General features: G+C 68.4%; 20 protein-coding genes. 9 read left to right on the forward strand and 11 right to left on the reverse strand.

Annotated elements, in window-relative coordinates:
- Positions 1-45: 45 nt before the first annotated feature.
- A complete protein-coding gene (locus ACIRG5_RS18520; RefSeq protein WP_402906219.1) occupies positions 46-3,321 on the reverse strand; it encodes a S8 family peptidase in 3,276 nt (1,091 codons plus the stop codon).
- A gap of 242 nt (positions 3,322-3,563) precedes the next feature.
- Complete coding sequence (serA, locus tag ACIRG5_RS18525) at positions 3,564-5,153, reverse strand: phosphoglycerate dehydrogenase (RefSeq protein WP_402905994.1); 1,590 nt, start codon at positions 5,151-5,153, stop codon at positions 3,564-3,566.
- Positions 5,154-5,910: 757 nt separating this feature from the next.
- Here serA and ACIRG5_RS18530 point away from each other — a divergent pair.
- Positions 5,911-6,477, forward strand: a complete 567-nt coding sequence (locus tag ACIRG5_RS18530; RefSeq protein ID WP_402905996.1) for an AAA family ATPase — start codon at positions 5,911-5,913, stop codon at positions 6,475-6,477.
- On the opposite strand, the gene ACIRG5_RS18535 is transcribed toward ACIRG5_RS18530, so the two are convergent.
- The 4 genes from ACIRG5_RS18535 to ACIRG5_RS18550 all read right to left on the reverse strand — a co-directional run bounded on the left by ACIRG5_RS18535 (position 6,410) and on the right by ACIRG5_RS18550 (position 10,151).
- Positions 6,410-6,673, reverse strand: coding sequence for a DUF397 domain-containing protein (locus ACIRG5_RS18535; RefSeq protein WP_402905998.1), 264 nt, complete (start codon positions 6,671-6,673; stop codon positions 6,410-6,412). The genes ACIRG5_RS18530 and ACIRG5_RS18535 overlap by 68 nt on opposite strands.
- Before the next feature lie 103 nt (positions 6,674-6,776).
- Positions 6,777-7,790: a ketol-acid reductoisomerase gene (gene ilvC / locus ACIRG5_RS18540; protein ID WP_319982524.1), complete on the reverse strand. Its 1,014-nt coding sequence runs from the start codon at positions 7,788-7,790 to the stop codon at positions 6,777-6,779.
- 22 nt (positions 7,791-7,812) lie between these two features.
- Positions 7,813-8,319, reverse strand: coding sequence for an acetolactate synthase small subunit (gene ilvN, locus ACIRG5_RS18545; protein WP_030479767.1), 507 nt, complete (start codon positions 8,317-8,319; stop codon positions 7,813-7,815).
- The gene (locus ACIRG5_RS18550; protein WP_090066480.1) at positions 8,319-10,151 is read right to left on the reverse strand and encodes an acetolactate synthase large subunit; all 1,833 of its coding nucleotides are present in this window, start codon (positions 10,149-10,151) and stop codon (positions 8,319-8,321) included. The genes ilvN and ACIRG5_RS18550 overlap by 1 nt, the downstream gene beginning before the upstream one ends.
- A 232-nt stretch (positions 10,152-10,383) precedes the next feature.
- On the opposite strand from ACIRG5_RS18550, the gene ACIRG5_RS18555 reads away from it, so the two are divergent.
- The 3 genes from ACIRG5_RS18555 (at position 10,384) to ilvD (ending at position 13,165) form a co-directional block, all read left to right on the forward strand.
- Positions 10,384-10,821: a PH domain-containing protein gene (locus ACIRG5_RS18555; protein WP_402906001.1), complete on the forward strand. Its 438-nt coding sequence runs from the start codon at positions 10,384-10,386 to the stop codon at positions 10,819-10,821.
- Positions 10,818-11,243, forward strand: a complete 426-nt coding sequence (locus tag ACIRG5_RS18560) for a vitamin K epoxide reductase family protein (protein WP_402906003.1) — start codon at positions 10,818-10,820, stop codon at positions 11,241-11,243. Before ACIRG5_RS18555 ends, ACIRG5_RS18560 begins: the two co-directional genes overlap by 4 nt.
- A 77-nt stretch (positions 11,244-11,320) precedes the next feature.
- On the forward strand, positions 11,321-13,165 hold the full coding sequence (gene ilvD, locus ACIRG5_RS18565; RefSeq protein WP_402906005.1) for a dihydroxy-acid dehydratase: 1,845 nt from the start codon (positions 11,321-11,323) through the stop codon (positions 13,163-13,165).
- On the opposite strand, the gene ACIRG5_RS18570 is transcribed toward ilvD, so the two are convergent.
- From ACIRG5_RS18570 to ACIRG5_RS18580, 3 genes are all read right to left on the reverse strand, one after another.
- Entirely contained in the window at positions 13,162-13,404 is a 243-nt protein-coding gene (locus ACIRG5_RS18570) for a hypothetical protein (RefSeq protein ID WP_402906007.1), read from the reverse strand. The two genes, ilvD and ACIRG5_RS18570, sit on opposite strands and share 4 nt — an antisense overlap.
- 9 nt (positions 13,405-13,413) lie before the next feature.
- Complete coding sequence (locus ACIRG5_RS18575) at positions 13,414-14,142, reverse strand: DoxX family protein (RefSeq protein ID WP_402906009.1); 729 nt, start codon at positions 14,140-14,142, stop codon at positions 13,414-13,416.
- A gap of 81 nt (positions 14,143-14,223) precedes the next feature.
- Positions 14,224-15,168, reverse strand: a complete 945-nt coding sequence (locus tag ACIRG5_RS18580; RefSeq protein WP_402906010.1) for a 2-hydroxyacid dehydrogenase — start codon at positions 15,166-15,168, stop codon at positions 14,224-14,226.
- Between ACIRG5_RS18580 and ACIRG5_RS18585 the strand changes: the two genes are divergently transcribed.
- Entirely contained in the window at positions 15,167-16,069 is a 903-nt protein-coding gene (locus ACIRG5_RS18585; protein WP_402906012.1) for an alpha/beta fold hydrolase, read from the forward strand. The two genes, ACIRG5_RS18580 and ACIRG5_RS18585, sit on opposite strands and share 2 nt — an antisense overlap.
- Before the next feature lie 10 nt (positions 16,070-16,079).
- Positions 16,080-17,240, forward strand: coding sequence for a PQQ-dependent sugar dehydrogenase (locus ACIRG5_RS18590; protein WP_402906014.1), 1,161 nt, complete (start codon positions 16,080-16,082; stop codon positions 17,238-17,240).
- Here ACIRG5_RS18590 and ACIRG5_RS18595 read toward each other — a convergent pair.
- On the reverse strand, positions 17,230-18,177 hold the full coding sequence (locus ACIRG5_RS18595) for a LysR family transcriptional regulator (RefSeq protein WP_402906016.1): 948 nt from the start codon (positions 18,175-18,177) through the stop codon (positions 17,230-17,232). The two genes, ACIRG5_RS18590 and ACIRG5_RS18595, sit on opposite strands and share 11 nt — an antisense overlap.
- A gap of 146 nt (positions 18,178-18,323) precedes the next feature.
- Here ACIRG5_RS18595 and ACIRG5_RS18600 point away from each other — a divergent pair, with 146 nt between their 5' ends.
- Genes ACIRG5_RS18600 through ACIRG5_RS18610 form a run of 3 tightly spaced genes read left to right on the forward strand, consistent with a single transcriptional unit; the run spans position 18,324 to position 19,572 of the window.
- The gene (locus tag ACIRG5_RS18600; protein ID WP_402906018.1) at positions 18,324-18,848 is read left to right on the forward strand and encodes a hypothetical protein; all 525 of its coding nucleotides are present in this window, start codon (positions 18,324-18,326) and stop codon (positions 18,846-18,848) included.
- Positions 18,845-19,213: an SgcJ/EcaC family oxidoreductase gene (locus ACIRG5_RS18605; RefSeq protein WP_402906019.1), complete on the forward strand. Its 369-nt coding sequence runs from the start codon at positions 18,845-18,847 to the stop codon at positions 19,211-19,213. Before ACIRG5_RS18600 ends, ACIRG5_RS18605 begins: the two co-directional genes overlap by 4 nt.
- Positions 19,210-19,572, forward strand: coding sequence for a VOC family protein (locus tag ACIRG5_RS18610; RefSeq protein ID WP_360049085.1), 363 nt, complete (start codon positions 19,210-19,212; stop codon positions 19,570-19,572). The genes ACIRG5_RS18605 and ACIRG5_RS18610 overlap by 4 nt, the downstream gene beginning before the upstream one ends.
- Positions 19,573-19,667: 95 nt before the next feature.
- Here ACIRG5_RS18610 and ACIRG5_RS18615 read toward each other — a convergent pair whose 3' ends face one another.
- Entirely contained in the window at positions 19,668-22,154 is a 2,487-nt protein-coding gene (locus ACIRG5_RS18615) for a M14 family zinc carboxypeptidase (RefSeq protein WP_402906021.1), read from the reverse strand.
- Positions 22,155-22,247: the final 93 nt, after the last annotated feature.

A 22,247-nucleotide genomic window follows, 5' to 3' on the forward strand; every position in this document is an offset into this window, starting at 1 on the left:
GCCCGGTTCCCAACGAGGAACCGGGCCTCTCGTGAAACATCCGATCTAGTAGGCGCCGCCCCGGCCACTCGACTTCACCAGGACGACCGACGCGCGGTCACCGTTGGCGTTGTGGTGGTTGAGGACCAGCAGCCCGTCGGACTTGTCGGCCTTCAGCGAGGCCTCGTTCTTGTTGACGACGAGCGCGGTGCCCGGCTTCGCGAGGTACGAGAGCGCCGCGTCGCCGCCGCCCTGCGCCCACAGACCCGGCTTGAGCGGGTCGTAGGACAGGTTGCGGTCGATGACGTCGACGAGCTTGTTCGCGTTGCCCGGCGCGGCGTAGTAGCCACCGACGCCCACGACGTACGAGAGGCGAGCCGTGTCCTTCGTCGCGTCGATGCCCAGTGCGCTCAGCAGCACCGGCAGGACGACGACGTTGGTGTCCTGGACGTTCGCGTCGACGTCGCCGAACAGGCCGTTCACGCCCTGGATGTCGACGGTCTCGCCCGTCTTCAGGTCCACGGTGGACGCGACCAGCAGGTCGGTGTCGGTCAGACGGGTCGCGAACACCTCGAAGTCCGCCGTGCCGTCACCGTTGGTGTCGATGTCGACGAACGGGATGGTGTTCTTGCCCAGGTTGTACCAGTTGCCCCAGGTCGCGACACCGAACGCGAGCAGCGCCTCCTCAGGCTTGCCCTGCGCCTTGGCCAGCGGGGCCGTGGAGGCCGCGCCGACGTAGCGGAGGTCGCCGCCCTTGGCGGTCTCGTTGAGCGCGCAGTTCTCGGTGACGTTGCGCTTGCAGTCGCGCAGCTTCGGCGACTGGGCCTGCAGCTCGAGAACGCTGATCAGCGAGCGGTAGGCCTGCGAGCCGGTGCCCTGGTCGATGCCCTTGCCGGACACGTTCAGGACGGCCTGCTTGCTGTTGCCCGAGAACTTGAGGCTGGACGCGGTCTTGATGTCCGCGACCGGCTTCGGCGCCGAGTAGACCGACAGGCGCAGCGGCACGGTGGCACCGGCGGTCGGCGTGAAGGTCACGCGACCGGAGGCGTCCGCGAGGAACTGGCGCGGCACGTCGAGCTGGTTGGCCTCGACGGTCGAGTCGACCGTCTTGCGCAGCGCCTTCGGGTCGTCGATCTTCAGGGTCACCTTGACGCGCGCGACTCCGCGCGGGCTCAGCTTCACCTTGTCCTGCGAGAGCACGTAGCTCACGCCGGGGATCGTCGTGGCCGCGGTGTAGCCGACCTTGTACTCCACGGCCTTCGTGGACTTGTTGACCAGCTTGATGGTCTTGGACTTGGAGACGGCCTTGGCGACCTCGACGACGCCGAAGTTCGCGCTGACGTAACCGTTGTCCTCCTCGACGTACGCGAGGACCTGGTTGTCGATCGCGGACTTGCCGTCCACGCGGCCGGTACCGACCCGGTTGGGCGCGAAGGTCTTGCCGTCCTCCTTCACGTCCGCACCGGCGGTGTTCATGATCGAGGCCTTGACCTCTTCCAGCGTCCAGTCCGGGTGCGCCTGGCGGACCAGGGCGGCGATGCCGGCGACGTGCGGGGACGCCATCGACGTACCCGAGATCACCAGGCGGTCGTTGCCGGAACCGACGGCGGTGGACGAGATCGTGTCACCGGGGGCCGCGACGTCCGGCTTGATGGACTGGCCGCGGGTGCCACGGCTGGTGAACGCGCTCGGGGTGTCCGAAATGGACTGGTCGTACGTCGGCACCGTGGTGCGCAGGACGCCTGCCAGGCGAACGGTCAGCGTGCCCGCGTCCAGCAGCGGGCGCACCTGGCTGGTGGCGTCACCGGTGAACTGGAAGACCGGGATGGTCGCGTTGCCCGCGATGCCCGCGTTGAAGTTGTTCAAAGTGGACGACAGCACCACGCCCGCGGCACCGGCGGCCTGCGCGTTGTTGGTGCGGCCACCGGAACCACAACGGCGCGTCGCGTCGTTGTCGTCCCACTCGAGCCACACGTACTTGCCCGCGAGGGCCTCGGTGATCGGCTGGCAGCCGTCGAGGTTGCCGGCCTGGGTCAGCTTCACGACCGGCAGGGTCTTGTCGTAGTCCAGGTAGCCGGTGAAGTTCTGGCTGTACTGGCCGGGCTTCGCGCCCTGTCCGGTGACCACGGCGCCGTCACGAAGCACGGACGAGTCGCGCACGGACGCGACGGTCAGCGCCTCGGGCGTGTTGCCCGGCGAGCCGCCGATGTCGTAGAGGTCGCCGCCGTTGCCCGCGGAGAAGACCGGCATGACGCCGACCTTGTACAGCTTCTTCACGAAGAGGCTGTCGGGGTCGTCCGGGGCGCCGTAGTCGGAGCCGAGCGACAGGTTGACCACGTCGAGGTGGTCGGAGAAGTCGCCGTCACCGTCGGGGTCGAGCGACCAGTCGAGCGCCTGCGAGGTGACGTTGGTCGAGCCCTCGCAGCCGAAGACCTTCAGCGCGAAGATCTGGGCCTTCGGCGCGGTGCCGGGGCCGATCTTCATCTCGTTGAGCTTCGCGGCGTCCAGCTTGGTGTAGTCACCCTTGAACGTGCTGCCGTCGGCGTTCTCGCCGAAGCCGGCCGTGGTGCCCGCGACGTGCGAGCCGTGGCCGTTGCAGTCGATGGGGTTCGGGTCCGGCTTCGGCGTGTTGATCGCCGGGTCGGTGCTCTCCCCGTCGTAGTCCTCGCCGACGAAGTCGTACCCGCCGACGACCTTCGCGGTCGGGAAGTTCGGGTCCTTCACGCGCGGGTCGACGGCCTTGAACGCCTCGACCGTGCCGGGGCCGCCGAAGTTCGCGTGCGTGTAGTCGACACCGGTGTCGATGATGCCGACGCGGACGTCGTCGCCGAGCTTGCCGTACTGCTGCCAGACGTTGAGCGTCCTGGTGAGCTGGACGGCGTTCGAGTTCTGGCGCTTCTTCGGCACGACCGGGTAGACGGCGAGAACGTCCTGGCGCTGGGCCAGTTCGCGGACCTTCTGCGCGTCGGCCTTCACGACGACGCCGGGGACGCCGTTGGAGGTGCGGTAAAGCTCCTTGGTCTGCGTGTCAGCGCTCTTGAGCTGGCCGACGACCTGGTCGACCGTGGCCGACGTGTCGTTCTTGGCCTGCTTGGCGGCCTGCTTCGCGACCTCTTTGCCCTGGCTCTTCTTCTCGTCGAACGCGTCGACGGCCGGCTTGCGGTCCAGCGCGACGAACGCGGTGACCGAGCCCGCGGCGTTCAGCCTGGGAGAAACCTTGAGGTGCAACGCTTTCGCGTCCAACCCGTGCGCACCCTTGACCGGCTGCGCGAGCGGTTCGCTCTGCGCCTGTGCCGTGGCAGGTGCGATCAGCAGTGTGGTGATGGCAGAGAACACCACCAGACTCGATCGTCTCTTCACAACGTTTGCCCCAACCGAGGTGTGTGCCTTCGACCCGAAAAGACAGTGCCGTGCCCTCTACGGCACCGGGTCAACCTCGTGGGGACGCTAATCGCTGATCGTGTGTCTGCGACTGCCCCGAAAGTATGAATGTGGTCTACAGATAGTTGCCTGTTACGACTTCGTTGTGAACGACGACGAACACGGGAAGGGGACTTTGCCCGTCCCCTTCCCGTTTGTCGTGACTATCCGAAGTCGACAGACCTGACGGTGCGCGCACCGACGGAGGCACCGATCGGGTCGAGCACCTGGGTGTCGACCGGGCGGTCGACGCGCAGCACCATGACCGCGTCGTCGCCGGTCTGGCTGATCTGCGCGGCCTCGATGTTCACGCCGGCCTCGCCGAGCAGCGTGCCGACGGTGCCCATGACACCCGGACGATCCGGGTACTCCAGCAGCAGGACGGTGCCTTCGGCCCTCAGGTCGAAGTTGCGGCCGTTGATGTTCACCAGCTTCTCGACCTGCGCGATGCCGCTGACCGTGCCGGACACGGTGTTCGTCGTGCCGTCCGCGTACACGGCCTTCACCGTGACGAGGCTGCGGTGGTTCGGGCTCTCGGTCTCCTTGACGAGCTCCACGCTGACGCCCAGGTCCGCGGCGAGGCTCGGCGCGTTCACGAACGTCACCTGCGACTCGACGACCTTGGAGAACACCCCGCGCAGCGCGGCGAGCGGCAGGATCGCGACGTCCTCATTGGACAGTTCGCCGCGGACCTCGACGGTGACGCTGGTCGGGGCCTTGGGCGACAGTGCACTGAGGACGGTGCCGAGCTTCTGCACCAGCGGCAGGTACGGGCGGACCTCTTCGCCGACCGCACCGCCCTGGACGTTGACGGCGTCCGGCACGAACTCGCCGGCGAGCGCGAGGATGGTGCTCTTCGCGACGTCGGTGCCCGCGCGGTCCTGCGCCTCGGCCGTGGAAGCGCCGAGGTGCGGGGTGACGACGATGCCCGGCACGTTGAACAGCGGGCTCTCGGTCGTGGGCTCGGTGGAGAAGACGTCGATGCCGGCGCCGCCGACCTGGCCTTCCCTGACGGCCTCCGCGAGGGCTTCCTCGTCGATGAGGCCACCGCGGGCCGCGTTGACGATGATGACGCCGCGCTTGGCCTTCGCCAGCTGCTCGGCGCCGATGAGGCCCTTGGTCTCCGGCGTCTTCGGCAGGTGGATGCTGATCGCGTCGGCACGCTCGAGCAGTTCCTCGAGGCTGACGAGCTCGATGCCGAGCTGGGCGGCGCGGGCGGCGCTCACGTACGGGTCGTAGGCGATGAGCTCGACGCCGAACGCGGCGATGCGCTGCGCGAACAGCTGACCGATCTTGCCGAGGCCGACGACGCCGACCGTCTTGCCGTTGAGCTCGACGCCGTTGAACTTGGAGCGCTTCCACTCGTGGTTCTGCAGCGTCTCGTGCGCGGCCGGGATCTGGCGCGCGACGCTGAGGAGAAGCGCGACGGCGTGCTCGGCGGCGCTGACGATGTTGGACGTCGGCGCGTTGACGACCATCACGCCGTTCTGCGTGGCGGCCGGGACCTCGACGTTGTCCAGGCCGACACCCGCGCGGGCCACGACCTTCAGCTTGCGCGTGGCCGCGAAGACCTCGGCGTTCACCTGGGTGGCGGACCGGACGAGCAGAGCGTCCGCGTCGGCGACGGCGGTGAGGAGGGCTTCGCGGTCGGTGCCGTCTACGTGGCGCACTTCGACGCCGTCACCGAGAGCGTCCAGAACGGACGGCGCGAGCTTCTCGGCGATGAGGACAACAGGTCGGCTCGTGTTGCTCACGGACATCGCTCCCAGGAAGGGTCGGATCGTGGGGCGCGGGCGTGGTCGGGGGCGGCTGGCCCGCGCCGACCGGAGCACCGCAATGTGTCCGGACTGTTAACGAGCATAGACACCGGCCTTGCGCCCGCATTCCGCCGGGTGGCTCAGGTCACCGCCCGCGTCTTGCAGTATGGGACGAAGCATGGGTGGACGTGGTGTTCACCCGACAGTGTGAGGTCCACGCCCTGGGAACGGGTGGGGCGTTGACGTAGTGCGGGTGGAGGGCAGGGCGGGGGTGTGGGCTGGCGTGGGGGGCCTTGCGGGGCCTTGCGGGTCGGTTTGCGGGCGTTTGTCGCGTTCCAGCGGGGTTGGTCGCGTTCCTGACGTTCGGTCGCCTTGCGAGGGTGGTCCCTCGGGTCGTGACGAAGTGCGGGGTTGCGATTGGGGCTTGACCTTGAGCCTCTAGCTGGGCGCGTAGTCGGCCTCAAAGCCGGGGTGAAAAGCGCCCCGGCCGAGCCCAGACAGGGTGGCACCCAGCCCCTCAAGGTCAAGCCCCAATCGCCATGAGCGGGGCTCACCGCAACCCGGCGCCCTAGGTTCGGACGGCTCGCTTCGCATCGCCACGCCAGGCTTCGTACGTGGTTGTTTTGCGAAGGCGGGCACCGGTTGGCACCGCGCGCCGGACCTGCGTAAGTGGGCGCCTTGCGTTGGCGAGTGCGGATGGCACCGGACATGCGGCTCGGCCTCGTTGGATCGTCTGCCGTGGGACGCTTCGAAGATGCCGCTCGTGTGGATCACCGGGGCGTCGGGGGCCGGTAAGTCGACGGTCTGCTCGCTGCTCAAGAGCAAGGGAGAGCTGGCGGTCGATGCCGACTGGGAGGGCTTCAACCAGTGGGTGGACCGGGTGAGCGGGCAGGTCGTCGCCGACCCGCCCGACCCGGTGCCGCAGGGGTGGCTCGATCGGTTCGGGTGGCGGATCAGCCGTGCTCGGGTTGAAGGTCTTGTTGTGGAGGCCGGGGAGCGGGATGCGTTCCTCTGCGGCTGCGTCGAGAACGAGGCGGAGGTGTGGGACCTGTTCGACGTGGTGGTGTGCCTGGTGATCGACGACGCGACGATGCGCGAGCGGTTGCGGACGCGCACGAGCAACTCGTTCGGCAAGCATCCGGAGGAGCTTGCGGCGGCGTTGAGCCACAACGTGCACATGGAGGCCATGTATCGGGGTCTCGGTGCCGTGATCGTCGATGGCACGCGGCCGCTGGAGGAGGTCGCCGAGGCGATCACCAGGGCTCGTCGAACTCGCCGTCCTTCGCTCCCAGCACGAACGCGTCCCACTCGGCCATCGTGAAGGTGAGGACGGGTTCGAGCTGCTTGGAGTTGCGCATGGCGACGTACGTGGCGCCGTCGGTGTGCTCGATGAAGGCGATCTCGACGTGGCCGTCTTCCGGTTCCGGCTCCGGTGGGCGCTTCCACTGCGCGTTGCGGAGGTCGAGCTTGCCGCGCACGTGGGCCTTGTCGTCGTAGATCGGCGCACTTTCAGACATGAGAGCCAAGCTAGCGGATGGGCGCGAACGAAAAGCGGAAAGGCCCGCGGAGCGTCACACACGCTCCACGGGCCTCCCTGGGGGAAAGACCTGGTGAGAAGACTCAGGCGGTCTCGGTGATCGGCCGGTCCACCCACGACATCATGTCGCGGAGCTTCTTGCCGGTTGCCTCGATCGGGTGGTTCTCACCCTCCTGCTGCAGCTTCTTGTAGTTCGCGCGGCCGTTGTCGTCCTCGGCCACCCACTCGTTGGCGAAGGTGCCGTCCTGGATCTCGCCCAGGATCTTCTTCATCTCCTCCTTGACGGCAGGAGTGATGACGCGCGGGCCGCGGGTCAGGTCGCCGAACTCGGCGGTGTCGGAGATCGAGTAGCGCATGCGGGCGATGCCGCCCTCGTACATGAGGTCGACGATCAGCTTGAGCTCGTGCAGGCACTCGAAGTACGCGACCTCGGGGGCGTAGCCCGCCTCGGTGAGGACCTCGAAGCCCGCCTGGACGAGCGCGGAGGCGCCACCGCAGAGGACGGCCTGCTCGCCGAAGAGGTCGGTCTCGGTCTCTTCCTTGAACGTCGTCTTGATGACGCCGGCGCGCGTGCCGCCGATGCCCTTGGCGTAGGACAGGGCGAGAGCCTGCGCGTTGCCGGAGGCGTCCTGCTCGACCGCGATGAGCGCGGGGACGCCCTTGCCGTCGACGAACTGGCGGCGGACCAGGTGGCCGGGGCCCTTCGGCGCGACCATGGCGACGTCCACACCGGACGGGACCGTGATGAGGCCGTAGCGGATGTTGAAGCCGTGGCCGAAGAAGATCGCGTCGCCCTCGTTGAGGTTCGCGGCGATCTCGTTGGCGTAGATGTGGCGCTGCGCGGTGTCCGGCGCCAGGATCATGATCACGTCGGCCCACGCGGAGACCTCGGCCGGGGTGCCGACCTCGAGGCCCTCTTCTTCCGCCTTGGCGCGGGACTTGGAGCCCTCCTGCAGGCCGATGCGGACCTCCACGCCGGAGTCGCGCAGCGACAGGGCGTGGGCGTGGCCCTGGCTGCCGTAGCCGATCACGGCCACCTTGCGGCCCTGGATGATGCTCAGGTCGGCATCGTCGTCGTAGAAGATCTCGACGCTCACAGTAATTCCCTACTTTCTAGTTCTAACGAACCGCGGTGGCGGTGATGGAACGAGCGCCACGGCCGATGGCGACCATGCCGGACTGGACGATCTCGCGAAGCCCGTAGGGCTCCAGCATGCGCAGCAACGCGTCGAGTTTTTCAGACGTGCCGGTGGCCTCGATGGTGACGGCCTCCGGTGACACGTCGACGACCTTCGCGCGGAAGAGCTGAACGGTTTCGAGGACCTGCGACCGCACCGTCGCGTCCGCGCGAACCTTGATCAGCACCAGTTGCCGCTGAACGGAAGCACTGGGCTCCAGCTCCACGATCTTGATGACGTTGATGAGCTTGTTGAGCTGCTTGGTCACCTGCTCCAGCGGCAGCTCGTCGACCGACACCACGATCGTCATGCGCGAGATGTCGGGGTACTCGGTGCGGCCGACCGCGAGCGACTCGATGTTGAAGCCGCGGCGGGAGAACAGGCCGGCGACGCGTGCGAGCACACCGGGCTTGTCCTCGACCAAAACGCTCAGCGTGTGCCTGGTCATCACAGGTCCTCATCGAACAGGGGGCGGATGCCGCGGGCGGCCATGATCTCGGAGTTGCCGGTGCCGGCCGCGACCATCGGCCACACCTGGGCGTCCTTGCCGACGACGAAGTCGACGACGACCGGGCGGTCGTTGATCTCCAACGCCTTTCCGATCACCTCGTCCACCTCCTCGCGGGACTCGGCGCGCAGGCCCGCACAACCGAGGGCTTCCGCCAGGAGCTTGAAGTCTGGGATGCGGTGCTTGTGCGTCCCCAGATCCGTGTTGGAGTACCGCTCGCCGTAGAACAGCGTCTGCCACTGGCGGACCATGCCCAGGTTGCCGTTGTTGATCACGGCGATCTTCACCGGCAGGCCCTCGATGGCGCAGGTGGCGAGTTCCTGGTTGGTCATCTGGAAGCAGCCGTCGCCGTCGATGGCCCACACCGTGCGGCCCGGCTCACCGGCCTTGATGCCCATCGCGGCGGGAACGGCGAAGCCCATCGTGCCGAGGCCACCGGAGTTGATCCACGTGCGCGGGTGCTCGTACTTCACGAACTGCGCGGCCCACATCTGGTGCTGGCCGACGCCCGCGGTGTAGATCGTGTCGGCCGGCGACAGCTTGCCGATCCGTTCGATGACGTACTGCGGGGACAGCGTGCCGTCCTCCGGCCAGTCGTAGCCCAGCGGGAACGTCTCGCGGATCGAGTTCAGCGTCTCCCACCACGGGGCGAGGTCGACGGCCTTGGCCGTCTCGCGCTCGGTGCGGACGGCGTCGATCAGCTCGGTGATGATCTCCTTGCAGTCGCCCACGATCGGGACGTCCGCGCGGCGGTTCTTGGAGATCTCCGCCGGGTCGATGTCGGCGTGGATGATCTGCGCGTCCGGCGCGAAGGAGTTCAGCTGACCGGTGACGCGGTCGTCGAACCGGGCGCCGAGGGCGATCAGCAGGTCCGACTTCTGCATCGCCGCGACGGCCCCGACGGTGCCGTGCATGCCGGGCATGCCCATGTGCTGCTCGTGCGAGTCGGGGAACGCGCCGCGCGCCATCAGCGTCGTGACGACCGGGATGCCGGTGTCCTCGGCCAGGCGCAGCAGTTCGGCGTGCGCGTCGGCCTTGATGACGCCGCCACCGACGTACAGAACGGGCTTGCTCGCGGCCACGATCAGCTTGGCGGCCTCGCGGACCTGCTTGCCGTGCGGCCGGGTCGTCGGCCGGTAACCGGGCAGGCGCATCTCGGGCGGCCACGAGAAGCTGGTCTGCTCCTGCAGCACGTCCTTGGGGATGTCGACGAGAACGGGGCCAGGCCTGCCGGTCGACGCGATGTGGAACGCCTCCGCGATCGCCCGCGGGATGTCCGCCGGGTCGGTCACGAGCACGTTGTGCTTGGTGATCGGCATCGTGATGCCGCAGATGTCCGCCTCCTGGAAGGCGTCCGTGCCGATCAGCGGCCGCGACTGCTGGCCGGTGATCGCGACGATGGGGACGGAGTCCATGTTCGCGTCCGCGATCGGGGTGACGAGGTTGGTCGCACCCGGACCCGAGGTCGCCATGCAGACCCCGACCTTGCCGGTGGCCTGCGCGTATCCGGTCGCCGCGTGTCCTGCGCCCTGCTCGTGGCGGACGAGGATGTGCCGGACCTTCGTGGAGTCCAGCAGCGGGTCGTACGCGGGAAGGATCGTCCCGCCGGGAATGCCGAACACCACTTCGCACCCGACCGCCTCAAGCGAGCGGACGAGGGACTGAGCCCCGGTCACTCGAATCGGCGCGCCAGTGGGCGGAGCCGGTTTGGGCCGCGGACCTGGACGTGGCGACGAGGGCTCGGAAGCCTGTCGCGATGGTGCGCTGGTCATTGGTTTGCCTCGTGGGTATCGGGGTCCGGACACGAAAAAACCCTCGACAACCCGGAGATGGGTCGTGCGAGGGTCGCGCGTCGACGCAGGCTGTTCGGCTCAGGCGTCGACGCGCCTGAGAAGTACGAGAACGAGCGTGCGCTGCATGAAGCGGACGTTATCGCCTCGCGCAAGAGTGCGTCAACTCTGCGGGATGGAATTCCCGGATCGTGGACGTGGAACAATCGTCCGAGTGAAGAAGCTGGTCTTTCGCATCCCGGCAACGGCCCTGCTCGCAGCGGGTTTGATCGCCATCTGCGTCACCCCTGTGGCGTGGCTCGCTCCGGGGCTGCAAGCGCTCTACGTTCTCCCGCTCGGCTACGCGTACTGGGTCGTCCGCAACCGCACGACGGTCACCGAGGACGAACTCGTGGCCCGCGGCGTGTTCGGCACGACGACGGTGAAGTGGTCCGAGGTGAAGTCGCTCCGGCTGGTCCAGAAGGGCTGGCTCAAGGCCGTGAAGGACGACGACTCCGAGGTGACCCTGCCCGCGGTGCGGTTCATGCACCTGCCGGCGCTGTCCCTGGTCAGTGGCGGTCGCGTGCCCGACCCGACGATCAAGGAAGAAGCGGTCGAGGAGGAAGCCGTCGCGGAGGAGCCGACGGCAGAGGTCGCGGAGTCGGAGAAGTGATCAAACGAGTTCCGCCGCTGAGCCTGCTGCTGTCCGTCGCGGGCCTGCTGACCTCGGCCTATCTGACGTACACGCACTTCAACTCGAACGCGCTGCTGTGCTCGGCGGACGCGGTCATCGACTGCGAGACCGTGACCACGAGCGAGCAGTCGGAGCTCCTGGGCATCCCCGTCGCGTTCCTCGGCCTGGCCTTCTTCGCGTTCCTGACCGTGATCTGCCTCCCGTTCGCGTGGCGGATCGACGCGCTGAAATGGGTGCGTCTCGGCGCGGTCGGCGTCGGCGTGCTGATGGTGGTCTACCTGGTGGCGGCCGAGTTCCTGATCATCGGCAAGATCTGCCTGTGGTGCACCGTCGTGCACGTGATCACGCTCGCACTCGCCTGTCTGCTGGTCTCGGCGAGTCTGCGCACAAGTAACCTTTGAGGCACCGCTCCCAGACTGATGGACGCCTCACCCCCGCGTCCCGCGCGCCTTTTTCTTGAACTGAATCTGGAGGAGCAGTGCCTCAGCTCCGCTCTCGCACCACCACCCACGGTCGCAACGCCGCCGGAGCCCGCGCCCTGTGGCGCGCGACCGGCATGACCGACAGCGACTTCGGCAAGCCGATCATCGCGATCGCCAACTCCTACACGCAGTTCGTGCCGGGCCACGTGCACCTGCGCGATCTCGGGGACATCGTGGCCGAGGCGGTGCGCGAGGCGGGCGGTGTCGCACGCGAGTTCCACACCATCGCCGTCGACGACGGCATCGCCATGGGCCACAGCGGGATGCTCTACTCGCTGCCCAGCCGCGAGATCATCGCCGACTCCGTCGAGTACATGGTCAACGCCCACCAGGCCGACGCGATCGTCTGCATCTCCAACTGCGACAAGATCACGCCCGGCATGCTCAACGCGGCGATGCGGCTCAACATCCCCGTCGTGTTCGTGTCCGGCGGCCCGATGGAGGCCGGCAAGGCCGTCGTCGTCGAGGGTGTCGCCGTCGCGCCGACGGACCTGATCACCGCGATCTCCGCCTCGGCTTCCCCCGCCGTGAGCGAGGACGGACTGTCGGAGGTCGAACGCTCCGCGTGCCCGACGTGCGGTTCCTGCTCCGGCATGTTCACCGCGAACTCCATGAACTGCCTCACGGAAGCCCTCGGCCTGTCGCTGCCGGGCAACGGCTCGACGCTGGCCACGCACGCCGCGCGCCGCGAGCTGTTCTCCGAGGCCGGCCGTGTGGTCGTGGAGCTGTGCAAGCGCTGGTACGGCGAGGACGACGAGTCGGCGCTGCCGCGGTCGATCGCGAACCGCAAGGCGTTCGAGAACGCGATGGCGCTCGACATGGCCATGGGCGGCTCGACGAACACCGTGCTGCACATCCTCGCCGCCGCACAGGAGGGCGAGATCGACTTCACGCTGCAGGACATCGACGACCTGTCCCGCCGCGTGCCGTGCCTGTCCAAGGTGTCGCCGAACTCCGACTACCACATGGAGGACGTGCACCGGGCGGGCGGAATCCCCGCGCTGCTGGGCGAGCTCTACCGCGCCGGCCTGCTGAACGACGACGTCACGTCGGTGCACACGCCGACGCTGGCGGAGTGGCTCGGCAAGTGGGACATCCGCGCGGAGAACCCGTCGCCGGAGGCCATCGAACTGTTCCACGCCGCTCCCGGTGGCGTGCGGACGACCGAGGCGTTCTCGACGTCGAACCGCTGGTCCTCTTTGGACACCGACGCGGCCGGTGGCTGCATCCGCGACGACGAGCACGCCTACACCCGTGACGGCGGCCTGAACGTGCTGCGCGGCAACCTGGCCGAGCGCGGCGCGATCATCAAGTCCGCGGGCATCGACGAGGAGCTGTGGCACTTCGAGGGCCCGGCGCGCGTCGTCGAGTCCCAGGAACAGGCAGTCTCGGCGATCCTGAACAAGGAGATCCAGGCGGGCGAGGTCCTGGTCGTGCGCTACGAGGGTCCGTCCGGCGGTCCCGGCATGCAGGAGATGCTGCACCCGACCGCGTTCCTCAAGGGCTCCGGTCTCGGCAAGAAGTGCGCGCTGATCACGGACGGCCGGTTCTCCGGCGGTTCGTCGGGCCTGTCGATCGGGCACATCTCGCCGGAGGCGGCGGGCGGCGGCACGATCGGTCTCGTCCAGAACGGCGACCGGATCCTGATCGACGTGCACGAGCGGCGTCTTGAGCTGCTGGTGGACGCCGACGTGCTGGCCGAGCGCCGCGCCAAGATGGAGGCCTCCGAACGGCCGTGGCAGCCGGTGGACCGGATCCGTCCGGTGACGGCGGCGCTGCGGGCCTACGCGCGGATGGCGACGGACGCGTCTACGGGCGCGGTGCGCAACCCGGACCTCTAAAGAGCCAGTGCGAGCGTCATAGCGGCGCCGAAAACGAGCCAGCCCGTCAGCGGTCCGCTGACGGGCTGCTCCGTTCTCTTGACCAGGACGCCGCCGACGACGAGGCCCGCGAGCAGGCCGAGTGGCGGGAGCAGGGACTTCGCGGTGAGGCCGAACGGGAACGCCACCAGGTAGACGACCGGGATCCCGATCACCAGCAGGGCGAGCTGGAGCACCGCTCCCGTCACGTTCTTCCGCACAGGGCTGTTCTACCGGAAGACGAAGTAGGTCACCGCGGCGCCGCCGATGCCGATCACCAGCGCGATGAACCCAGCTGCCAGCGGGTGGCGGAACCAGCTGCGGTTGTAGTCGAGCGCGGCCCGGCCGGGGCCGGCGAACAACGCCGCGAACGCCATGCCCGCGAGCGCCAGTTCGAGCTCCACGCCGTTGGGGCCGAAGAAACCGCCCTTGTACTGCAGCGCGATGACGTTGGCCATCACCGCGAGCAGGCCCGCCGCGGCCAGCGGCGTGAAGAGGCCCAGCACGAGCAGGCCACCGCCGGCCAGCTCGGTGATGCCGGTGACCCAGGCGAGGACGGTGGACTCGCGGTAGCCCATCTTCTCCAGCGACTGCGCGAAGCCGTTGATGCCGGGGCCGCCTAAGAGCCCGAACACCTTCTGCAGGCCGTGCAGCACGAAGATGCCGCCGAGGACCGCGCGCAGGCCGAGCAGGCCGATGTCGGGCCCGGCCGTCCAGCCGAACTTCTTGCGGTCGTCGTCGAACAGGTCGTCGTCGCGGTCGTCCACAGTGGACGTCTCCAGCGGCGTGTAACCCGAGTTGTCGAACGCCTTCGTCGACGAGTCGTACGACTGGACGGTGTCTCCGCCGACTCTGGCCGTGCCGTCGTCGAAGTGGTGCACTCCCCCTCCGCTGCTCGAATAGAACGAGTCGTCGGAGAAAGCGCTCGAACTCGTCGAGCCTTTGTCGTGAGTAGCCACGCCCGCACGCTAGTGAGACCTCGTGCGGGCGCGCGAGAGCCGAACGGCAGCCCAGGTTCACCCAGACGGACTAATGCACGCCTAGTACAAGCCGTTCACAAGATTGCGAGGGCTCTCTCCGGCACCGTACCTGGAGATTTCCGAGGCGGCGATCGCGTAGGCGCGCTGCGTGTGACCCGTGCAGGATCCGGCCACGTGCGGAGTCAGCAGCAGGCCCGGCGCGGTCCACAGTGGATGATCGGCCGGCAGCGGTTCGGGATCGGTCACGTCCAGGGCCGCGCGCAGTCGCCCGGAATTCAGTTCGGCGAGCAATGCGTCGGTGTCGACGACGGGGCCGCGCGCGCCGTTGACCAGGATCGCGTTGTCCTTCATCGCGGCCAGGAACTTGGCGTCGACGAGGTGACGGGTCTCCTCCGTCATCGGCACGAAGACGACCACCGCGTCGAACTCCGGCAGCAGCTGCGGCAGCTCGTCCTGGCCGTGCACGCCGTCCCTGGCGGTGCGGCCGACCAGGGTCGCCGTGGCGTCGAACGGCTCCAGGCGGCGCTTCAGCTGCTCGCCCAGGTCACCGGCTCCGACGATCAGGACCTTCTTGTCCTGCAACGTGTCCGTCAGGTGGTAGTCCCAGCGGCCCTCGGCGCGGGCGCGTTCGAAAACGAGGAAGTCTCGGTATATCGCGAGCAACGCGCCGATGGCCCACTCCGCGGTGCTGCCGCCGTGCGCGCCCCTGCACGTGGAGAGCAGCACACCGTCCGGCACCTTGCCGACGAAGTTCTCCGCGCCCGCACTGAGCAACTGCACGAGCTTGAGGTTGGGCAGCTGCGCGAACACCTCGCGCGGGTCGGTGCCGGCGAGGAACCGGGGGATCAGGACCTCGGCGTCGCGCGCGCCGGACGGCAGCGGCTCCCCCGGCACGTAGCGGACCGGCCGGACACCGTCCACCTGGGACAGCGCTTGAACTCCGAAATCATCTGGCACGAGCACGGTGAGCGTCACCAGAGCAAAGTACGTCAGAATGTCGTTCATGCGGGAGCACGACGTCATCGCGTGGGACGGCACGAAGATCCGAGCGTGGCAGGCACCGGGTGAGGGAACACCGGTCCTGCTGTGCCCCGGCGTGGGTTCCGGACCCGAGTCGTGGCCGTCGCTGGCCGATCGCGGCGGCCTGCTCAGCTGGTACATGCGCGGCACGATGGGGTCCGACCGGCCCGTCGACGAGCGCAGCATCTCGCTGGACGACCACGTGTCGGACGCGCTCGCCGTGCTGGACGAGGCGGGCATCGAGCGGTGCGTCGTCATGGGCTGGTCGATGGGCGTGACGATCGCGGCCGAACTGGCGTTGCGTCATCCGGAACGCGTGGCGGGCCTGCTGCTCGTCGCGGGCGCGCCGGGTGACTCGTTCGACGCCATGCTGCCGTTGGTGCCGAAGAACGTCCGGCGGCTCGTCGGGCTCACCAGCGCGAAGCTGCTGCAGCAGGCCGGTCCGGTGCTGGACAGGGTGCTGCACCGCCTCCCGGTGACGGACGCGACGACGTTCCTGTTGCGGCACAGCGGCGTGATCAAGCCGAGCAGCGACCAGAAGGCCGTCACGCAGGCGGTGAGCCGGTTCCTGCAGCACGACTGGCGCTGGTACTTCACGCTGGCGCTCGCGCTGGGCGAGACGCCGCGCCAGGACCTCACCCCGATCGTGTGCCCCGTCACACTCCTGGCCGGTCGCGACGATCTGCTGGCGACGACGGAGAGCATGTCCGGGCCCGTCGGCGCGCTGCCCCAGGCGCGACTGCGCGTGCTGCCGTGCAGCCATTACCTGCCGTTGGAGGCCCCCGAGGAGGTCGCCGCCGAGCTCGATCTGCTGCTCGACCGGGTGCGGTCGGTCGACTTCGCCACTTCGGAGGCGTTCACTTCCGGTTCACGGCCGCGCACCTAACCTGGGAGCCGTGGTTCGTTCCGTCGCGTTGCTGACCGCCGTCTGCCTGCTGGCAGGGGGCTGTGCGAGTTTCCCCGACGAGCCGGCGCCCACCCAGTGGAGCGCCCAGCCACAGCTGACCCCGCAGGCAGGCCCGAAACCCGAGCTCCCCGGCGAGTACCGCCCGACGCCCGGCGACCCCGGCCGCAACCCGGCGCCGCAGAGCGTGCCGCCGCCGCAGGGCTGCAAGGACTACCACCCCGCCGTCGTGGCCACGTGCCTCAACACCGTCACGGGGGTCGCCCCGATCGGTGCCGATGCCCAGGGTGGCGTCGCGGCGTACGCGACCGAACGCGGCGGGCGCCTGGTCAAGGTCACCAAGGACGTCGACCCCGTCGTGATCGCCCAGCTGGAGGTCGACGCGTCGACCGACGGCGGGCTGACCGGGCTGGCGTTGTCGGCGACGTTCGCCGAGGACCAGCTCGCGTACGTCTACGTGACGACCGCGACGGACAACCGCGTGCTGCGCATCGCGCCCGGCGACACGCCCAAGCCGATCCTCACCGGCATCCCGAAGGGGCCCTCCGGCAACCGTGGTGTGCTGGCGAGCGACCGCAAGGGCGCGATCCTCGTCGCGACCGGTGACGCCGGAAACCCCGCGCTGGCCGCCGACCCGAACTCCCTGGCCGGCAAGGTGCTGCGCATCGACGGCTCCGGCCAGCCCGCCCAGGGCAACCCGACGGCGGGCAGCACCGTCGTCTCGTCCGGGCTGCGTCTGCCCGGCGGCCTGTGCGTCTCGGCCGACACCTCGAAGATCTGGGTGACGGACTGGGCCGCGAGCGGCGACGTCGTCTACCGCGTCGTCCCCGGCAAGCTCGGCGAGGTCGCGTGGGCGTGGCCGGACCGGCCCGGTGTGATGGGGTGCTCGTCGTTCTCGGACCAGTTGTCCGTCGCCACGTCCAAGACGCCGGGCTACCAGTCGTTGTCGATGAACGCCGCCGGCGCCTTCACCGGAAAGCCGGAGATCGCGATGGCCGAGGACGGCTTCGGCCTGCTCGGGCCGATGGAGATGCTGAACGAGTCGGCGTCGCTGGTCGGCACGGTCAACAAGAACGGTGGCCAGCCCGTCTCGTCGGACGACCGGGTCGTCATCATCGTGCGCCCGAACAACGGCGGCGGCACTAAGGACTGAGGGCGAACGCCTCTCCTCCCGCACGCCACCAGCGCGCGTAGACCTCGCTCTCCTCGACCAGCTTCAGGTACCCCGTCGCGACCTGCTCGCACAGGTCGTCGATCTCTTCGGCGACCGGCGCGTCCGTGCGCCAGGCCAGCACTACCTCGCGCACCAGCGGGTTCCCGGTGATCGGCAGGCGGGCGACGCCGGGCGGGGTGCCGCCGACCGGGTAGAGCGGGCACACCGCGCCGGACTCCCTGATCAGCGTCAGCACGACGTGCGCCTCACTGCTGAAGTGCGCGATCCGTTGCTCGAACCCGACTGCCGCGCACTCGCGGGCGAAGTGGGCGTTCATGCCGCTGTCGTCGGGCTCCGGCATGACCCACTTGTCTTCGGCGAGCGCTTCCAGCCCGATCTCGGGTTCGTGTGCTCCGGGATGCTGTTCGGGCACGCCGGCGAACAGCGGTTCGCGGGTGAGCAGGCGATGTCCGACGTTCGGCGGCAGTGTCAGCGGAGTACCGGGAAATCGACGCATCACCGCGATGTCGAGTTCGCCGGTGGTGAGCAACGCGGTGAGCGTGCCCGTCTCCTTGATGGTGCGGCTGGTGACGTTGTCCTTTAACGCGCCGACCAGTAGTCCGAAGTGATAGGCGGGGATTCCCGCGAGCCTGGTGGGAGCGCTGGGGCTTTGCGTGTTACGGCGCGTTACGCGTTCGAGCGTGACGAGCTGAGTGAGCATCGACCGCGCCTCCTGCACGAAGTCCTGACCGGTCGGCGTGAGTTTGACGCCATCGGCCGTGCGCAGGAACAACGTGCCGCCCAGATGGTCCTCGATGCGTTTGAGCTGCGTCGTCACCGCGGGCTGGGTGAGGTGCAGGCGGGCGGCGGCCTTGCGCAGGCTGCCGCAGTCGGCGATCGCCACGACCAGTTCGAGATGCCGCACTTCCAGACGCATGCACCCGATGTTATCGCGCAATGTAATAGGGCCAATACGCTTCGCTATCTCGCGTGAGACGGCACGGTCTCGATACGTTCGCCCACGTGATGGAATTGGCCGAGCGCCCGACGCGCACCGACGCGGTGTTGTTTTCGGATCGCGCTGTGAAAACGTTTTTGGAGGCCGCGTCCGCCGAATACTCGTTCATCACCGAGGACGAACCGAGACCGTGTTTCGCGGTGCTGCTCGGCCGGTCCGCCGGCACCGAGGCCGTGGTGTCGGAGGTGGCGTTCGGCCGCAACGCGCGGCTGACGGACCCCTCGGCGCGGGAGGAGTTCGCGTCGACGATCGTGCCGCGGTTCGGCACGGCGTACGAGAACCCGGTGCGGGCGTGGTGGCTGGATCCGGCCGACCTGCTGACGATCACGCGGAAGGCCGACGCCTCCGGCATGGACGTGCTCGGCTCGATCCACCTGCACCCGGACTGGCACCGGCTCGGGCCGGAGTGCGAGCGGAACCGGCCGTTGAGCGACAGCCCGACGCCGATGGATGAACACATGTTCCGCAACAGCGGATGGCCCGTGAACGTCGTCTGTTACCTCGAACGCCGCCATGGCGGTCTCTACTACTCGCTTGCCGCATGGGACTCCGAGTGCCTGCGCCTGCCGTTGAGGACCAACCACTCATGACCGAACAGATCTACTCGTTGTGGCAGCGCATGGAGCAGGGCTGGGCCGTCGGTGACGGCGCCGCGTTCGCGTCCGTCTTCGCCGAGGACGTCGACTTCGTGACCGTGCGCGGTGAGGAGCTGTTCGGGCGGCACGCGGTGGCTCTCGGGCACTCCCAGCTCTTCGCGGGGCCGTACCGCGACACCAAGCTGACCGCGGAGATCAGCCTGATCAGGCCGTTGACCGAGGTCGTCTCGGTCGTGCACGTCACGTCGTCCATCGCCCCGGCGGGGATCACCACCCACGCGCAGGCCGTCGTCGTGCGGCGCGAGGACGGGTGGGAGATCGCCGCGTTCCACAACATGATCCCGAAGGGACTGTCATGACCAGGCCACGGTTGCGGCACATCGCGTTCGTCGTGCAGGACGCGAAGGAAATGGCCGACTTCTACACGTCGAAGTTCGGGATGTCGTTGTTCCACACGGATCCCGACGGCAGCCACTTCGTCACCGACGGGTACCTCAACCTGGCGTTGATCCAGCAGCGGCTCGACGGCGACGTGCCGACCGGCTTCAACCACTTCGGGTTCCAGGTCGAGGACGTGGCTCCGTTCCTGGAGACGCTGGAACCGCGACCTGCTCTGCGGGGCGGGGACCGGCCGTTCGCGGAGTACCGGGCGATCGATCCCGAGGGCAACTGGTTCGACCTGTCGGCGCACGGCTTCCTGCCGCCCGGGGTGTCCTGACCAGGGGTTTCCGAGATCGCTGAGCGGGAACCCTCCTGTGGGGTACAGCGAGTGGGGCGGGGAGGTCTTGTCGGGGCTCCCCGCCCCGTTCTCCCCTAGCGGGTGCTCGTCCAGAACAGCGCCCGCGCCACCTGGGCGTACAGGCCCTTCGGGTGGTTGCGGAACATCGGTTCGGTGCCGAAGAGGACGACCTTCGCCCCGTTGGCCGCCGTACCCGACACGACCGCCGCCTGACCTGCGGCCGCGTCCTGGCCGCCAGTGCCGTTGTCACGTGCGTGCCAGTGGCCCGAGGCGATCACCGTGCTGCCGTAGCGCTGTTCGACTGTCACGCCCGTGCCGAGGTTCGTGAACCACTGCGGTGCGTAGACGAACGAGTGCGGCAACGCGTTGGCGCCGATCGGACCGGTGCCGTTGACGACGTTCACCACGCCGTTGGCGTCCTCCCAGCCCGCTGTCGGCGTGGCCTGCAGGAGCTTGGCGTCGGTGTTGAACCTGCTGCCCGTCGCGCCCCGCGTGACGACACCACCGCGCTTGAGGAACTCGTCGAGCGCGGCCTTGGCGGTGGCGTTGAGCTGGGCGTAGTTCAGGCCCGCGCCCACGTACAGCGCGTCGATCCGCGACCAGTCGAAGCCCGCGTTCAGCACCGCCGTGGAGATCGTGCGGACGTCGAACCCGGACTCGCGCAGCACCTGCAGTTCGTCGGCGGACACGGCGGCCGCGATCACCTTGCGCTGCAACGCCTGACCACCTGGCTTGGCGGTGGTGAAGCGCACGCCGTAGCGGTCGGCGACCTCCTGCGCGGCGGCCCTGTCGTTCGCCGGAACGACGATCGTGCCATCGTCCTGGCGGCGCAGGCCGAGACCGCGCGACAGCAGGTCGTTGACGGCACTGACGTCCTTCTGGTCGGTCAGCGCGAGGGCGAGGTCGGCACCCGGTGCGGCGTCGACGTTCCCGGTCGGCGCGGCGGCCACGACCGGCTTGCCGTCGAACCGGAACTGGCCGCTCTTGAAGATGTCGACCGACGCGCCCCAGAGCAGGCGGTGGCTCCAGCCGGAGATGTCGTACATGACCGGCGCCTTGTCGGAGATGTCGCTGCCCTGCTCCAGCATCACGTTCGCGAGGCCGCGCTTGGGCTGGTGCATGTCCACGACGTACGACCCGGCCGGATAACGCTTACCGCCCAGTGTGAACGGCTTTTCCGCCCGTTCGACCCGGACGTCGTGCCGGACCAGCTGGTCGACGAGCCGCGCGGCGGCGGGTGCCGACCGTTCGGCGGTGATCACGTAGGCGCGCGGGAACTCGGTGCTGAAGCGGTCTTCCGGCCCGAAACCGGGGACGAAGCCGTCCGGGATGTAGCGCTGCGCCTCACCGGCGGCACCGCGGCGGAACATCTCCGTCTGGTTCGCGATCAGGCTGCGCCGGTTGTCGTCCACGTAGTCGAGCGTGGTCTTGATGGTGGCCTCGACGACGTCGGTGTTGATCTTCGAACGCCGCTGCAGCTCCGTCACGGGCAGGGTCTCGTACGCCTGCCGGTTGACCTGCTGCGGGATCTCGATCGTGTACGAGACGGCACCGTGGTACATCGAGTACTGCGCGGTGTAGATGGGCGCCCAGCCGTCCCACTCGCCGACCGGGTAGTCGCGGAACGGGATCTCCGGCTTCGCCGTCTCGGGATGTCCGAGCGCCTGAACGGCCTTTTCCATCAGCAGGCCGTTGGCGTACCCGTGCTTGATGTACAGGTCGAAGTCGTAGTTCTGGCCGTGCGGCGGCGTGGTCGGCTCGATCAGCGTGTTCGTCACGTAACCGTGCTCGTCCAGCATCATCAACGGTTGCGTGCGCTCCACCATGTACTGCATGGCCCGGTTCTCGGGCTGGGAGCTCGTGACGAAGTCGCGGTTGAGGTCGAACCCGGCGTTGTTCACGCGCGTGCCGGCGACGCGGCCGTCCGGGTTCGCCGTGAGGTTGAAGTAGACCCTGCTGCGCTGCAACAGGGTGCGGGTCTCGGCGTCGTTGCTCGTGGCGAGGTGCTCGATGACGCGCAGCGCGCCGTCCGTGCCCTCCCACTCGTCGCCGTGGATGTTGTTGTTGATCCAGATCGGCGCCTTGTACAGCCCCGCCGGGACGTTGCGGCCTTCCTCGATGGTGGCGCGGAACCGTTCCTGGATCCGGGTCTCCGTCGCGCTCTCCGGCGCGGTCAGCGTGACCAGGTACAGGTCGCGGCCCAGTCCCGACTGGCCGACGACCTCGACGGAGATCCTGTTGCTCTTCTGCTGCAACGCGTTCAGCTTCGGCGCGAGCGAGTGGTACGGCGCGAGGCCGAGCTTGATGGACTTGTCGGCCGTGTTCTCGGGGTACGTCCGCAGCGTCGTCCGGCGCGGGTAACCCTGGTGTCTGTCGGCCTGGTTCTCCCCCTGGGCCAGCACGGACTGCGCTTGGAAAGCGTTGTCCAGCGTGGCGACTTCGTTGCGCTCAGGCCCGTTGCCAGGCTCCCTGTTCGGACTCGACGGTTGCGCTGTTCCGGTCGTGGGCGCCGCTACCACCGCGGCGGCCGCCAGGAGAACAGCGAGCAGAGTTCTGCGCATGCGTTCGTTCTCGCACAACGGCCCGCGTATCGACTAGAGCCGATAGGCGGGCCGTTGCATCCCCTCGGTCAATTCCACGATGGCACAACGACG

It is taken from the genome of Lentzea sp. NPDC102401 (assembly GCF_044765805.1).
Taxonomy (GTDB): Bacteria; Actinomycetota; Actinomycetes; order Mycobacteriales; family Pseudonocardiaceae; genus Lentzea; species Lentzea sokolovensis.